Source organism: Streptosporangium sp. NPDC023615, assembly GCF_040640155.1.
Lineage (GTDB): Bacteria > Actinomycetota > Actinomycetes > Streptosporangiales > Streptosporangiaceae > Streptosporangium.
Window position 1 is genome coordinate 1 of the sequence record NZ_JBFABE010000110.1, and the last position, 13,394, is coordinate 13,394.

Annotated in this window: 15 protein-coding genes and 1 tRNA gene; 11 read left to right on the forward strand and 5 right to left on the reverse strand. The window is 71.0% G+C overall.

The features are described from left to right. On the reverse strand, positions 1-763 hold a 763-nt coding region (locus tag AB0G16_RS37170; RefSeq protein ID WP_362815481.1), incomplete at its 3' end, for an MFS transporter. A gap of 92 nt (positions 764-855) precedes the next feature. Between AB0G16_RS37170 and AB0G16_RS37175 the strand changes: the two genes are divergently transcribed. The 9 genes from AB0G16_RS37175 to AB0G16_RS37215 all read left to right on the forward strand — a co-directional run bounded on the left by AB0G16_RS37175 (position 856) and on the right by AB0G16_RS37215 (position 9,864). Further along, a complete protein-coding gene (locus AB0G16_RS37175; protein ID WP_362815482.1) occupies positions 856-1,536 on the forward strand; it encodes a TetR/AcrR family transcriptional regulator C-terminal domain-containing protein in 681 nt (226 codons plus the stop codon). Positions 1,537-1,670: 134 nt separating this feature from the next. After that, positions 1,671-2,528 carry a 3-methyladenine DNA glycosylase gene (locus AB0G16_RS37180; RefSeq protein WP_362815483.1) on the forward strand — a complete coding sequence of 286 codons (858 nt, stop codon included), beginning with the start codon at positions 1,671-1,673 and terminating at the stop codon, positions 2,526-2,528. Between the two features lie 254 nt (positions 2,529-2,782). Next, the gene (locus AB0G16_RS37185) at positions 2,783-5,896 is read left to right on the forward strand and encodes a M14 family zinc carboxypeptidase (protein WP_362815484.1); all 3,114 of its coding nucleotides are present in this window, start codon (positions 2,783-2,785) and stop codon (positions 5,894-5,896) included. A gap of 210 nt (positions 5,897-6,106) precedes the next feature. Beyond that, a complete protein-coding gene (locus AB0G16_RS37190; RefSeq protein ID WP_362815485.1) occupies positions 6,107-6,979 on the forward strand; it encodes a lytic polysaccharide monooxygenase in 873 nt (290 codons plus the stop codon). Between the two features lie 156 nt (positions 6,980-7,135). Then, the gene (locus AB0G16_RS37195) at positions 7,136-7,867 is read left to right on the forward strand and encodes a DUF305 domain-containing protein (protein WP_362815486.1); all 732 of its coding nucleotides are present in this window, start codon (positions 7,136-7,138) and stop codon (positions 7,865-7,867) included. 154 nt (positions 7,868-8,021) lie between these two features. After that, positions 8,022-8,288 carry a DUF6458 family protein gene (locus AB0G16_RS37200; protein WP_362815487.1) on the forward strand — a complete coding sequence of 89 codons (267 nt, stop codon included), beginning with the start codon at positions 8,022-8,024 and terminating at the stop codon, positions 8,286-8,288. Between the two features lie 132 nt (positions 8,289-8,420). Further along, positions 8,421-8,672 (forward strand): DUF4235 domain-containing protein, encoded by a 252-nt coding sequence (locus AB0G16_RS37205; RefSeq protein ID WP_362815488.1) that lies wholly within the window; start codon positions 8,421-8,423, stop codon positions 8,670-8,672. A 236-nt stretch (positions 8,673-8,908) separates the two neighbouring features. Further along, a complete protein-coding gene (locus AB0G16_RS37210) occupies positions 8,909-9,154 on the forward strand; it encodes a BON domain-containing protein (protein WP_362815489.1) in 246 nt (81 codons plus the stop codon). Beyond that, positions 9,151-9,864 (forward strand): metallophosphoesterase, encoded by a 714-nt coding sequence (locus AB0G16_RS37215; RefSeq protein WP_362815490.1) that lies wholly within the window; start codon positions 9,151-9,153, stop codon positions 9,862-9,864. The genes AB0G16_RS37210 and AB0G16_RS37215 overlap by 4 nt, the downstream gene beginning before the upstream one ends. A gap of 295 nt (positions 9,865-10,159) precedes the next feature. On the opposite strand, the gene AB0G16_RS37220 is transcribed toward AB0G16_RS37215, so the two are convergent. Beyond that, positions 10,160-10,309: a GPGG-motif small membrane protein gene (locus AB0G16_RS37220; protein ID WP_184719841.1), complete on the reverse strand. Its 150-nt coding sequence runs from the start codon at positions 10,307-10,309 to the stop codon at positions 10,160-10,162. A 22-nt stretch (positions 10,310-10,331) separates the two neighbouring features. Continuing rightward, complete coding sequence (locus AB0G16_RS37225) at positions 10,332-10,844, reverse strand: DUF6328 family protein (RefSeq protein WP_362815491.1); 513 nt, start codon at positions 10,842-10,844, stop codon at positions 10,332-10,334. A 66-nt stretch (positions 10,845-10,910) separates the two neighbouring features. On the opposite strand from AB0G16_RS37225, the gene AB0G16_RS37230 reads away from it, so the two are divergent. After that, positions 10,911-11,504 carry a nucleotidyltransferase family protein gene (locus AB0G16_RS37230; RefSeq protein WP_362815492.1) on the forward strand — a complete coding sequence of 198 codons (594 nt, stop codon included), beginning with the start codon at positions 10,911-10,913 and terminating at the stop codon, positions 11,502-11,504. 297 nt (positions 11,505-11,801) lie between these two features. Here the strand turns inward: AB0G16_RS37230 and AB0G16_RS37235 are convergent, their stop codons facing one another. Beyond that, entirely contained in the window at positions 11,802-12,173 is a 372-nt protein-coding gene (locus AB0G16_RS37235) for a PRC-barrel domain containing protein (RefSeq protein WP_362815493.1), read from the reverse strand. Positions 12,174-12,432: 259 nt separating this feature from the next. Between AB0G16_RS37235 and AB0G16_RS37240 the strand changes: the two genes are divergently transcribed. Then, positions 12,433-12,509 (forward strand) — tRNA-Lys (locus AB0G16_RS37240). Positions 12,510-12,658: 149 nt separating this feature from the next. On the opposite strand, the gene AB0G16_RS37245 is transcribed toward AB0G16_RS37240, so the two are convergent. Further along, a partial coding sequence (locus tag AB0G16_RS37245) for an MFS transporter (RefSeq protein ID WP_362815494.1) occupies positions 12,659-13,394 on the reverse strand: 736 nt, incomplete at its 5' end.

Here is a 13,394-nt window from a genome sequence, read left to right on the forward strand (position 1 = left end):
GCGCGAGCCCGTCTATCCGCAGGCCCTCCAGCCCGGACGGGCACAGCCGGACGTAATCGCCGGGACCGCCGCCGGCCTCTCCGGTCCGGGAGAGCCCGTGGATCAGGGCGGCGAGACCGGGGGAGAGCAGGGCGAGACCGAGAAGGTCCGGCCATCCCCTGGCCGGACGTTCCCCGTCGCGGGGCAGCAGCCGTGCGGCGAGCACCAGGGCCACCGCGCAGACGGGGACGTTGACCAGGAACAGCCACCGCCAGGGGAGCCGGTCCAGGATCACCCCGCCGGCCACCGGGCCGAGGATCGGCGCGAGCATCGCCGGGACGGAGACCAGCGCCATCACCCGTCCGATCCGTCCGGGACCCGCCGCCCGGACGAGCAGGGTCTGCGCGACCGGCATCAGCAGGCCGCCGCCGATGCCCTGCACCACCCGGAAGGCGATGAGGCTCCCGGCCGACCAGGCCGCGCCGCACAGCACGGACCCGGCGAGGAACAGCGACAGCGAGGTGATCCAGGTCGCCTTCGCGCCGAACCGCTCCACCGCCCAGCCGGAGAGGGGAATCGTCACGGACAGGGCCAGCACGTAACCGGTGATCACCCACTGGATCGTGCTCAGCGAGCCGCCCAGCTCGCGGCCGAGAACGCCCACCGCGACGTTCACGACGGTCGCGTCGAGGACGGTCATGATCGTGCCGAGCACCACCGCCAGGGCGATCCGGCGCAGGGCCGGATCGAAGGCGGTGTCCGGCCGGGTGTCCGAGGTCGCCATGACACTCCTTGTACGGCGTATCGGTTTGCGCTACAGCGTATCGCTAGTTCGTACACTGTAGCGCCGAATCGCTACGGCGTACACTCGGCCGGATGGAAAGCGAGCAGGTGAAGGGGCCGATCTGGGCCCGGGAGGCGGCGAGGCGGCGAAGCACGCTGACCCGGGAGGCGATCGTGCGGGCGGCGATGGGGATCGCGGACGCCGAGGGGCTGGCGGCGGTGTCGATACGCCGCGTCGCCACCGAGCTCGGGGCGCGGACGATGAGCCTCTACAGCCACATCGAACGCAAGGAGGACCTGCTCGATCTCATGGCGGACGAGGTCAGCGGGGAACTGCTCATCCGGGACGCCCTGCCGGACGACTGGCGGGAGGCGATCACGATGATCACCCGGCGTGAGCGTGAGGCGGCCGGGCGCCACCCGTGGATCGCCGACCTCGTCTCGCGGCACCCGGCCGTCGGCCCCAACGGCCTGCGGCACCTGGAGCAGTCGCTGGCCGCGCTGTCGGGCCTGCCCGCCACGCCCCAGGACAGGCACCGGGTGCTCGCCGCGGTGGAGGACTACGTCACCGGCTTCATCATCCGGCAGACGATCGAGAAGGACCGTCCGCGCGAGACGTTCACCCAGCCCTACCTGCGCGAGCTCGTCGACGGCGGTGAGTTCCCGCACCTGGCGCCGCTCATCGCGGGCGACGGCCCCGACGTGGAGGACAACTTCGAGCGCGGCCTGCGCTGGCTCCTCGACGGCGTCGCCGCCGGCCTCCTCACCGGCTGACCGCCCGGCGCCGCCGCCCCGACCGGCCGGACGCCCGGCTGGCGAACCTCCCGCCGGTCTGCTCGCCGCCCGGACGATCGGTGTCCCGGCATGACGTTTACCGCTCATCGCCCCGGGCTTCCTACGATGCCGGTATGGAAGTGCTGAGCGAGCAGGAGTGGCGGCGCCGGGACGAGGCGCACCGGGACCGGGTCGGGGCCTGGATCGAGCCGCATCTGCGCCGTGGCCGGGAACGGGTGGCCCACCCGGTCGAGGACTTCCTGTTCACCTACTACAGCTTCCGTCCCGGACGCCTGCTGCAGTGGCACCCCGGGGCCGGCGTGGTCCTGGCCGGGGCGCGGTCCTTCGGGACCCACTACCGCGACTGCGCCGAGGGCGCCGTACTGGATCTCGATCAGGTCCTGCCCCGGCGCACGGCCGTGATCGGCTGGATCAGGGACCTGCTGGCCGCCACCGCGAGCCGGCAGCCCCACCTCGGCTGCTTCGGGATGCACGAGTGGGCGATGGTCTACCGGACGCCGGAGGCCGAGATCCGGCACGCCTCCTTCCCGCTCAGGCTCTCCCCCGAGCGGATCGAGGAGATCGTCGACCGGCGCGGGGTGCGGTGCGGCCACTTCGACGCGTTCCGGTTCTTCACCGCTCCGGCCCGCCCGCTCAACCTGATCCAGCCGACCCGCGAGCGCCAGCGGGAGCTGGAGCAGCCGGGCTGCCTGCACGCCAACATGGACCTGTACAAGTGGGCCTACAAGCTGTCGCCGCTGGTCGGCAGCGAGCTGGTCGCCGACTGCTTCGCGCTCGCCCGCGACATCAGGACTGCGGACATGCGGGCCAGCCCGTACGACCTGAGCGCCCTGGGATACCGGCCGATCCAGGTGGAGACCACCGACGGGCGCGCGGAGTACGTGGCCGTCCAGCGCGACTTCTTCGAGCGGGCCGCCCCGCTGCGCGAGCGGCTGCTGCAGGAGTGCGACCGGCTGCTCGCCCTGACCTGACCTGGCTCGCCTTGATCTGACCTGACCTGACCTGATCTGGCTCGTCCTGCCTGACCAGGCCGGGAGCCGGTCGGCCGATCGGCCTTGCACGTCCGCCGCCCTCATGGAAGACCCGACTTCCGTATTGGCCACATGTGGCCAGCATGGAAGGTTGGCAAGCCCTGATCTTGACTCCCTCCCGGCCTCCGCAAAGATTTCGGGCATTCCTGTTTTTCGGGGGATGTACGGAGGTTGTAATGAAACGTGCGAGATCAGTGGTTCTCGCCATCGCGGCCCTGGTGATGGGCCTGACCGTGGCCCCACCCGCGGCGGCGACACCCGCCCCGCCCGCGGGCGGCGACGGGGTACACGTCTACACCGGTGAGCTCACCGAGCCGCAGCTCGACACGCTGCTGACGTCCGGGGTGGACCGTGAGGAACTGCGGATGAGCAGGTCCGCGGACGGCAAGCGGATCCGCGTCGAGGTCATCCTCGGCACGGCCCAGGCGGACCGGCTGCGCGCCGGCGGACTCGCCCTCGAGGTCAGGCGGGCGAAGGCCGCACGGCAGGCCGCGAAGGGGGACGGCGTCTTCAAGCCGTACAGCGGCCCCGGGGGCATCCGCGAGCAGATCGTCGGCGCGGCGAACGCCAGACCGGACATCGCCAAGGTCGTCGACTTCGGCACAACGGTCAAGGGGCAGCCGCTCACCGCGATCAAGGTCACCAAGAACGCGCGGCAGCTCAGGGACGGGGCCCGCAAGGCCGTGCTCTACATGTCCGCCCAGCACGCCCGGGAGTGGATCACCCCGGAGATGACCCGCAGGCTCCTGCTGCACCACCTGAACGGGTACGGCACCGATCCCGCGATCACCCGGTTGCTCGACACCACCGAGCTCTGGTTCGTCCCGGTGGCCAACCCCGACGGCTACGACCACACCTTCACCGAGGGCAACCGCCTGTGGCGCAAGAACCTCCGTGACAACAACGGCGACGGGCGGACCACCAGCGCCGACGGCGTCGACCTGAACCGCAACTTCGCCTACAAGTGGGGCTACGACAACGAGGGCTCCTCCGACAACCCGGCCAGCCTGGTCTACCGGGGGCCGAGCGCCCAGTCCGAGCCCGAGACCAGGGCCGTCGACGCCCTCGCCGGGCGGGTGCGCTTCACCTACATCCTCAACTACCACTCCGCCGCCCAGTTGCTGCTGTACGGCGTCGGCTGGCAGCAGGCCACCCCCTCCCCGGACGACCTGATCTTCGAGGCGCTGCTCGGGGACGACGCCACCCCGGCCGTACCCGGCTACGACCCCGACCTCGGCGCCGAGCTGTACACGACCAACGGCGAGACCGACGGCCACATGACCAACAGGCACCACGCGCTGACCGTCACGCCGGAGATGAGCACCTGCGAGGTCGCGGTCGAGAGCGTCCCGGACGACGAGTGGACGCTCGCCGACTGCGAGGGCGGCCTGGGCTTCACCTTCCCCGACAGCGAGGCGCTGATCCAGGCGGAGTTCGCCAAGAACGTCCCGCTCGCCAAGGCCGTCGCCGCGTCGGCGAGGACCCCCGACACCCCGGTCTCCCCGGTGGGCCGTACGGTCCCCGACTTCCGGCCCGACACCTTCACCGTCTCCTACGGCGACCCGCAGCCGGTGGCCGTCACCATGCGGCGCTCCCTGACGACCAAGCAGCTCCGCTTCCGGATCAACGGCGGTCCGGTGCGCCTGCGCGGCCTGACCGAGTGGAACGGCGGCGAACGCTACGGCGACGAGAACGACGAGTACTTCGCCGAGTACCGGTCCAAGGTGGAGGGGGCCAAGCCCGGGGACAGGGTCGAGGTCTGGTTCGCCGGGCGCAAGGCCGGGGCCGGAGTCGTGGAGAGCCCGCGCTTCACCTACACGCTGCAGAAGAAGTCCAAGGCCAAGGTGCTCGTCGTGGCGAACGAGGACTACACCGGCCGCAACCCCGACTACCCGGCGTCGGTGACCGCGCCCAAGTACGCCGAGTGGTACCGGCAGGCGCTCAAGAGCGCCGGTCACTCCTCCGAGACGTGGGACGTCGACGCCCAGGGCGTGCCGCACCACCTCGGCGTGCTCGACCACTTCAAGGCGGTGACCTGGTACCTGGGCGACGACCGGCTCGCCATGGACGCGCAGGACGTCAGCACCGAGACGCCGCTCGGCCCGCTGCCCGACCTGGACGTCAAGCGGTCCCAGCAGGAGCTGACCATCTCGGTCCGCGACTACCTCAACGAGGGCGGCAAGCTGCTTCACACCGGCGAGACCGCCGGGTACTACGGCCTCCTCGGCGACACGCTGGGCGGCGTCTACTACGGCCTGGACGGCGCGCCGGACGCCGACTGCGTCATCACGAGCCAGGACGGGTTCTTCGAGGAGTGCCTCATCCTGGCCGACGACTTCGCCCAGTACTACCTCGGCGTCGACGGCCGCGACCCGCGCGTCGGGCCGACCGGGTTCACCGGCACCGGCCCCGGGCTGAAGGGCACGGGCGCGACCTTCGGCGGCCCGGCCGTCGCGGACAACCCGCTGAACGAGGCCGGCAGCCTCCGCGTGACCAGCGACACGCTGCCGCCGTCGAGGTTCCCGCAGTTCAGGAGCTGGGCCTCGGCGCAGTACATGGGGGCGACCGGGCCGTTCGACCCCGCCGAGGGCGACTGGCACATGGCCGGGACGCACGCCGACGACGCGTACATGAGGCTGACGCGCACGGTCGACCTCACGGCCGTCTCCGCCGCGCAGCGGCCCAGGCTCGCGTTCCAGCTCTCGTACGACACCGAGGAGGGCTACGACAACGTCGTCGTCGAGGCGCACACGGCGGGCCAGGACGACTGGACCACGCTGCCCGACGTGAACGGCGGTACCTCCACCACCGTCCCGGCCGACTGCGAGGCGGGCTACCTGCTCGACGAGCACCCGTGGCTGCTGCGCTACCTGACGCCGGGCACCCCCTGCGCGGCGACCGGGACCAGCGGCTCCTGGAACGCCTTCACCGGCGACTCCGGCGGCTGGCGGCAGGTGGCCTTCGACCTGTCGGCGTACGCGGGCAAGCGGGTGGAGGTGTCGGTCGGTTACGTGACCGACCCGTCCACCGGCGGCGCCGGCGTGTTCGTGGACGACACCAGGATCACCACCGCCGGTGGCGAGCAGTCCGCCGAGGGCTTCGAGTCCGGCCTCGGCGCCTGGACGACCCCCGGGCCGCCGCAGGGCAGCCCGTCGGGTTCCGGTGACTTCACCAGGGCGCAGGCCGACAGGACGGCGGCCGTCTCGACCGGGGACAGCGTGTTCCTCGGTTTCGGCCTGGAGCAGGTGGCCGATCCGGCCGAGCGCGCCGCCGCCATCAAGAAGATCATGAAGCACCTGATCGGGTGACCGTGCCCACCGGCCCCCGCCGGTGACCGGGTCCCACCGCCGGGCCGGGCGTCGCACACGTGGCGCCCGGCCTCGGCCGTGGAGGGAAATCTTGCCGAACGGCTGGCGTCCGGAAGGGAACTGTTAGTAAGGTTTCTTGTTAATAACGTGCTATCCGTCGGCTCGTTGGACATGTTCCCCCTCCCATTTCCCCGTTCAGGAGGAGTCCACGTGCGTTTGCGACACAAGGTTGCCACCGCCGGTACCGCCGTCCTCAGCGTAGGTTCCCTGCTCGTGCTGGTGCCGTCCGCCCCGGCGGTCGCCCACGGATCCATGTCGAACCCGCCCAGCCGCGCCTACGTCTGCAAGACCGAGGGCCCGGAGACCGCCAAGTCGGCGGCGTGCAAGGCGGCCGTCGCCGCCGGCGGCACCCAGGCCTTCTACGACTGGCACGAGGTGTCCCGGCTCGAGGCCGGCGGCAACCACCGCCAGATCATCCCCGACGGCCAGCTCTGCGGCGCGGGACGCGACAAGTACCGCGGGCTCAACCTGGCCAGGACCGACTGGCCCGCCACCAGGGTCTCCGCGGGGCCGCTGACCGTCACCTACCACGCGACCGCGCCCCACGCGAACAGCAACTTCGAGTTCTACATCACCCGGCAGGGCTGGGACCCGAGCCAGCCGCTGCGCTGGTCGGACCTGGAGCACATCCGGACCTTCACCAACCAGAACCCCACCCAGTTCACCAACTGGACGATCAACCTCCCGCAGCGGAGCGGCCGCCAGCTCATCTTCTCGATCTGGCAGCGCATCGTGGGCAGCACCGAGGCCTTCTACACCTGCTCCGACGTGGAGTTCGGCGGGGGCGGCGGCCCCGGCCCCTCCCCGACCCCCACCCCGACCGTGACCCCCACGGTGAGGCCGACCCCGACCCCCACGCCGACGCCGACGAGCCAGCCGGGTGGCAGCTGGAGGGCGGGCACCGCCTACGCGGCGGGCGCCCAGGTGACCTACGGCGGCGCGACCTACCGGTGCCTGCAGCCGCACACCGCGCTGGCGGGCTGGGAGCCGCCGAACGTCCCGGCCCTGTGGCAGCGTCTCTGATCCCGGTCCCCGGTCCGGGTTCCCGTCCGGGTCCTCGACCCGGTGAGGCCCGGTGAGATCCGGTGAGATCCGGTGAGATCCGGTGAGATCCGGCCGGGACGGTCCGCGACCGGCGGACCGTCCCGGCCGGATCCGTCGCACTTCGAAGGAGTTCCGATGAAGCGTGCGGTACCGGCGGTCGTGCTGGGTGTCCTGCTGCTGTCCGGCTGCGGCGGCCACGACGTCCAGGGGCTCAGGGGCGCCTCGGGCCACGGGGCGCACGGCGCCTCCGCGCCGGACGCCTCGGCGCCCGCCGCACCCGGCACCTCCGGGGCGAGTGCGCCCGGCGCGTCCGGGGCGGAGACGCACGACGGGCACGACGCGCCCGGGACCGGCCGGGGGGTGCCCCGTCCCTCGCCCGAACCGCCCGTGGGGACCGCCGCGGGAGTGGCCTTCAACGCCCAGGACGTGATGTTCCTGCAGATGATGGTCCCGCACAACACCCAGGTGGTCGAGCTGGTGCGGCTGGTCCGCGAGCGGAGGGTCCGCCCCGAGGTGCGCGAGCTCGCCGAGGCGATCGGCGTGACCCAGGAGCGCGAGTCCGCCTCGATGTCGGCCCTGCTGACCGCCTGGGCGCAACCCGCGACCGCGCGGGACGACGAGCACGCGGCCCACGGCGGCATGCCCGGGGTGAGCGAGGAGGAGATCGAGGCGCTCACCGCCGCCCCGGAGGCCGAGTTCGAGAGGAGGTTCCTGGACATGATGATCGCCCAGCAGGACGACGCCTCCCAGATGGCCAAGGTGGAGGTGGCGACCGGGCTGCACCCCGGGGTCACCGAGCTCGCCGGACGGATCGACGTCTCGCGCGGGGCGCAGATCGCGCGGATGCTGGCGCTGCGCGGCCGGTAGGGGGTCCGCGCGCGCCCGGCGGGACGATTTCTCGCGCCCCGCCGGGCCGCTGACGACCACCGGAAGGCCACGACAGGCACATGCCCCCACGGGTGACGTTTGAGATCCGTGGGGGGGATAGATGGTCAGGCGTTGGCTCGAAGGAGGAGATCCCATGACCATCGCAGGCGGCATCATTCTCATCATGCTCGGCGCCATTCTCACCTGGGCGGTCGAGTTCGACATCGCCGGGTTCGACATCAACGTCGTCGGTGTCATCCTCATGGTCGGTGGCCTGGCCTGGCTGCTGTTCGCCGTCTACCGGCTCAGCCTCGCCCGCCGGGCCGTGGCGGACTCCGCGGCGGCCACCGTCGTCGACGACCCGGTGGTCCAGCGCCGCGTCTACGAGGAGCGCCGCTACGACGACCCGCCCGTGGTGTGATCCGTCTCCCCCTTCGCCGGGGGAGCCGTGACACGCGCGAGAACCCGCCGTTTTCCATCGGAACGGGTTGTTAAGGACAGCTCAGGGCGGGTACCCGTCCCATCTCGGTAAAAGCGAACGGAGGACGAGACGTTGAGCAGGGTCGTATCCCGCGGTGCGAGTGCCGCGAGCGGAATGCTCGGTGGCGCCATCGCCGGTGCCATCTTCAAGCAGGTCTGGAAGTTCGCCTCGGGTAAGGACGACGCGCCTCAGGCGACGAACGAGGAGTACGGCTGGCGCGAGGTCCTGGTCGCCGCCGCCATCCAGGGGGCCATCTTCGGCGTGGTCAAGGCCGCGATCGACCGGTCCGCCTCGCGGAGCATCCACCGGGCCACCGGCCAGTGATCCCATGAGAGCCACCACCGGCTGCTGAGACCGGTCGAGTCACCGGCGACCGGACCGGCGTCCGGAGCCCCGGCCCCCTCACGAGGGGGCCGGGGCTCTCGCGCGTCCGGCGGCTCTCGCGCGGCTTCCGCGGTGCCGGGCGACCCCGGCGCACCACCGGCCCCACGGGCTTTGAACGTGTTTGACCTCGGCTTACGTGGGAAGGCGAGCTGCTTTGGACGGAGAGGAGTTCGACGATGGAGGCTCCGCAGTACATCGCGGCGCGCGTGCAGAGCGCGCTCGCCGAGGACGAGAGGACCACGGAACTCGGCATCCGGGCGGACGTCCGGGGAGACCAGCTCTACCTGCGCGGTCAGGTGACCGCCGCCGAACGCCGCGACCTGATCGCCGAGGTCGCCGGTGAGGCGGCTCCCGGACTGGTCGTCCACAACGAGATCGACGTCGTGGACGTGCGGGACCCGGTGAAGGAGGAGAAGCTGTGAGAGAGCTGCGCATCGCCGCTGTCGGGGACGTGCACCTGGACGAGAGCCTCCGGGGGCAGTACCGCAAGCGGCTCGAGGGCATCGAGGAACGGGCCGACGTCCTGCTGCTCGCCGGAGACCTGACCCGGCACGGCACGCTGGAGGAGGGGCGGGTGGTGGCCGACGAGTTCCGCGACCTGCCGATCCCGGTGGTCGCCGTGCTCGGCAACCACGACCATCATTCCGACCTGCCCGCCGAGATCGCCGCCCTGTTGCGCGACGCCGGCATCCACGTCCTGCACGACGACGCCACGGTGCTCGACATCGACGGGGTGCGGCTCGGCGTGGTCGGCGGCAAGGGCTTCGGCGGAGGGTACGCCGGCAAGTGCGCCAGCGACTTCGGCGAGCCCGAGATCAAGGCGTTCGTCGGTCACACCAAGCGGATCGCGGAGCGCTGGCGGGTGGCGCTGAAGGAACTGGAGGCCGACCGCACGGTCGTGCTCTCCCACTACTCACCCGTCAAGGACACGCTGGCGGGCGAGCCGCTGGAGATCTACCCCTTCCTCGGCAGCTACCTGCTGGCCGAGGCGGTCGACGCCGAGGGCGCCGACCTGATCATTCACGGGCACGCGCACGCCGGGACGGAGAAGGGCGTGACCCCGGGCGGCATCCGGGTGCGCAACGTCGCCCTGCCGGTGCTCGGCCAGGCGTACGGCGTCTACTGCCTGTAGGTCCGGTCAGGCCAGACCGGCCCGGTCCCGTCCGCCGGGGCGCCGCGGTTCCGCGCCCCGGCGGGCGCGATGTGCGGGCAAGAAGAAGCGATGTGCGGGCAAGAAGAAGCGGGCCGGGGGATACCCGGCCCGCGAAGCTTCTATGGGAATTCGGGGCGACTTCGATTCTGCTCTTTCACGGGCCGTGGGGCCCGGTCTTCACTCGGGTGCCGACGTCAGGTCAGCACGGGACGGGGTACGGACGTCAGATCCGCACCGGGCGGGTGTTCCGGTTCCGGCGAGCCCGAGGCTCGCGTCAGACATTGAAGATGCTCACACCCCCGGGGCCCACGAGGAAGCCGAGGACGATGAGGACGATCCCCCACAGGAGGTCGCGACGGGCCAGGATGACGTAGATCCCGGAGATGACGAGAACGACTGCGATGATCCAAAGCAAGGTAGCCATAACCGGCCTCTGCCCTCACAATTCACGACTTAACATCTTCATCATCCTCGGTTCGGTACAGATCAATAATCGGTTGGACGAACCACAGCCAAAGGCTGGTCAGCGCCACGACCGCCCCGAATATCGCCGCCGGCCAGCTGTTGATGACGGTCTCGGCGACCAGTGCGATCGAGCTGGTCATCGCGATCGCCAGTCCGGCGGCACCCGCGATCCCGAGCGCGTTGGCGCGGTGGAGCATCTTCTCCTTCAGCCCGGTACGGAACAGCAGGCGGTGCTGGGCCGCGGGGGTGATGAAGCAGACGGACGCGACGGCGGCGCTCAACAGGGCGATGAAGAACAGCCAGTGCCCCAGGAGGTCCACCTTGTCGAACCCCGCCGCGAAGGGGAGGGTCAGCAGGAAGGCGAACAACACCTGTACACCGGTGACCGCGACGCGCAGTCCCTGTAGCAGCTCTCCGAGCTCCCGGTCGACCCGTTCCTTGCGGCTCTCTCCCGGGTGCGGTTCTTCCTTTTGTGCGTGTTCGGGGGGAAACATGAGCACCGTTTACCCAGACGCGGGTTTGTCATGCCTACCTGGGGCGTTACGGGGTACGCGAGAGCCATGGGACACAGTCACGAGGTCACCGATGCGATTCTGGAGACGCTGAAGCGGGCGAGCAGCGGTCTGAAGGACGCCGACGTCAGGTTCGCGCTCGCGGGAGGCTGTGCCGCGTACGCGCGCGGAGCCGCCCCTTCACTGCACGATGTTGATTTCGTCCTTCCCCAGGAGGACGTGCCGACCGCCCTGGAGGCGCTCAGCAAGCTGGGGTTCGAGACGGCCAAGCCGCCGGAGGACTGGCTGGTCAAGGCCTACGACGAGGGCAGGCTGGTGGACCTGATCTTCTCCATCTGCGACCACCCGGTGACCCCGGAACTGCTGAAGCGGGCCGAGCCGATGAAGGCGTCGGCGGTGATCCTGCCGGTCCTGGAGGCGACCGACCTGGTGATCTCGTGGCTGCTGCCGCTCTCGGAGCACAGTTGCAACTACAGCTCGCTGCTGCCCCAGGTGCGTGCCCTGCGCGAGCAGGTCGACTGGAACCGGGTCGCCGCCGTCGTGCAGGACTCCCCGTACGCCTCGACCTTCCTGGTCCTGCTCGAACGCCTCGGGATCCTGCCGGGCCCCCTCGACCTCTCGGGCGACCCGAGCTGGCCCTGAACCGTGTGAACCGCGTGTGAACCCGGGCCCCTCCGAACGGACGGGCCGGGCGACCGGCGCCGCCCCGGCGGCGCCGTCCTCGTGAACGGACTTCGCGCCGTCCCCGGGGAAAGAGGACGGGGAAGCGGGAGGTGCCCGGGAACGGGAAGGGCCCCGCCGTGGCGGGGCCCTCGTCGATCGCCGTGCCGGAGCGTCGCGGGTGACGGAACCCGGTCCGCGGGTCACCCGGAGCGCGTCGCGCTCACCGTGCCGGGCCGGATCGTCCCCGCCGGAACGTGCCCGGCGGGACCGTCACCGTCAGAACGTGCCCGGTCCGCCGCCGAAGGGGAAGCGGCCGTAGTACTCGCCGACCCGGTCGCGGTACGCGGGCTCCTTGAAGTTGGCCTCGTCGAACTCGGGGGCGTCCTTGATCTCCTGCTTGGTCCGTGCGACGTAGATCTTCTGCTCCTGCGGGTCGATCTGCGTCACCGTGCTCGCCGGCAGGAGCACCTTCTTGCCGAAGATCCAGTGCCCGGTGTCGACGACCAGGTAGCTCTGGCCGACCTCGTAGGTCGCCTCGTCGACGGAGCCGATCTTCCCGTCGGTGGCCTCGACGTGATACCCGGCGATGTCGAGGGTCGTGTCCTGGCCGTAGACGTCGGCCCGGTAGTTCCAGAGTTCAGGCTGCATGGTCGAACATCTCCCTTGAACGTGACTCTCTGGGCCCCGCTCCCGTACCCGAGGCAGGGGCCCTAAACGGCGTCTGCCCATGTCGGAGGGGGTACAACACCGTGCCCGTCCTCCCTTTTCCCGCGTCGAACGCCAGGTTGATCGGGATATTTCATGGCATCGTCTTCGGAGCGTCAGAAGATCGCCATGTCGGGTGATGAGGGCATGGCGGAGTATGTACGGACCATGACGCGAGGTCCGGTAGTCTTGTCCACGTCGGGCGCCGCTAGCTCAGTTGGTTAGAGCAGCTGACTCTTAATCAGCGGGTCCGGGGTTCGAGTCCCTGGCGGCGCACCACGATCGGAAAGCCCAGACCGGTACGTCCGGTCTGGGCTTTCCTCGTTTCGTCCCCGCCCCCGGGCGTGACCCGCGCCTGCCGCCTGCCGCCTGCCGCCCGCTCCCGCCGCCCGCCGCCCGTACGCCGGGACGAGGCCGGGCCGGCGGCGTCAGCGCCGGGGGATCAGCAGGGCCGGGACCAGCGCGGCCGCCGCGATCGCGAAGGTCCACCAGAGGCCGCCGACGTACGCCTGCGCCCCGGGGCCGCCCGACCGGGTGAGGGACTGCAGGACCACGGCGATCAGGGCGGCACCCACGGCCGACCCGACCCGGACGGAGATCTGCGAGGCGGTCGACGCGCCGGGCACGGCGGTCCCCGGCAGGGTGCGGTAGGCGGCGCTCATGATCGACGGAGTGGTCACGCCGTGTCCCAGGCCGACGACGAGGAGCGCCGCCGCGAGCGGCGCCGTGCTCCGGGCGGCGTCCACCCAGGTGCAGGCGAGCGTCCCGGCCAGGACGAGCAGGATTCCCGTGAGTCCCGGCCACAGCGGTCCGAAGCGGTCGGTCAGGCGCCCGGCGATCGGCATCGTGACGATCGCGCCGATCCCCAGCGGGGCCATCAGCAGGCCGGCCTGCGACACGCTCGCCCCCGAGACGGCCTGGACGTACAGCGGGAGGAGCAGGGTGAGGCCGAAGAGCGACACCGAGTAGAGGAACAGCGTCGCGACGGACGTGCCGAAGGATCGGTTCGCGAACAGCCGGACGTCGAGCAGCGTGTCCCCGGGCGCGCGCAGCGAGCGTACGACGAAGATCGCGACGAGCAGGGTGCCGGCGGCGGTCCCGGCGAGCGCGCCCCAACCTGGGACAGGACTTCCGCTGCGGCATCCACACGCGGCTGCGGCAGAG

Bases quoted from the DNA above. Each gene is read 5' to 3' on its own strand.
- AB0G16_RS37230 (WP_362815492.1), top strand. From the start codon at position 10,911: ATGGGACACAGTCACGAGGTCACCGATGCGATTCTGGAGACGCTGAAG.
- AB0G16_RS37200 (WP_362815487.1), top strand. From the start codon at position 8,022: ATGACCATCGCAGGCGGCATCATTCTCATCATGCTCGGCGCCATTCTC.
- AB0G16_RS37235 (WP_362815493.1), bottom strand. From the start codon at position 12,173: ATGCAGCCTGAACTCTGGAACTACCGGGCCGACGTCTACGGCCAGGAC.
- AB0G16_RS37210 (WP_362815489.1), top strand. From the start codon at position 8,909: ATGGAGGCTCCGCAGTACATCGCGGCGCGCGTGCAGAGCGCGCTCGCC.
- AB0G16_RS37220 (WP_184719841.1), bottom strand. From the start codon at position 10,309: ATGGCTACCTTGCTTTGGATCATCGCAGTCGTTCTCGTCATCTCCGGG.
- AB0G16_RS37180 (WP_362815483.1), top strand. From the start codon at position 1,671: ATGGAAGTGCTGAGCGAGCAGGAGTGGCGGCGCCGGGACGAGGCGCAC.
- AB0G16_RS37175 (WP_362815482.1), top strand. From the start codon at position 856: ATGGAAAGCGAGCAGGTGAAGGGGCCGATCTGGGCCCGGGAGGCGGCG.
- AB0G16_RS37195 (WP_362815486.1), top strand. From the start codon at position 7,136: ATGAAGCGTGCGGTACCGGCGGTCGTGCTGGGTGTCCTGCTGCTGTCC.
- AB0G16_RS37225 (WP_362815491.1), bottom strand. From the start codon at position 10,844: ATGTTTCCCCCCGAACACGCACAAAAGGAAGAACCGCACCCGGGAGAG.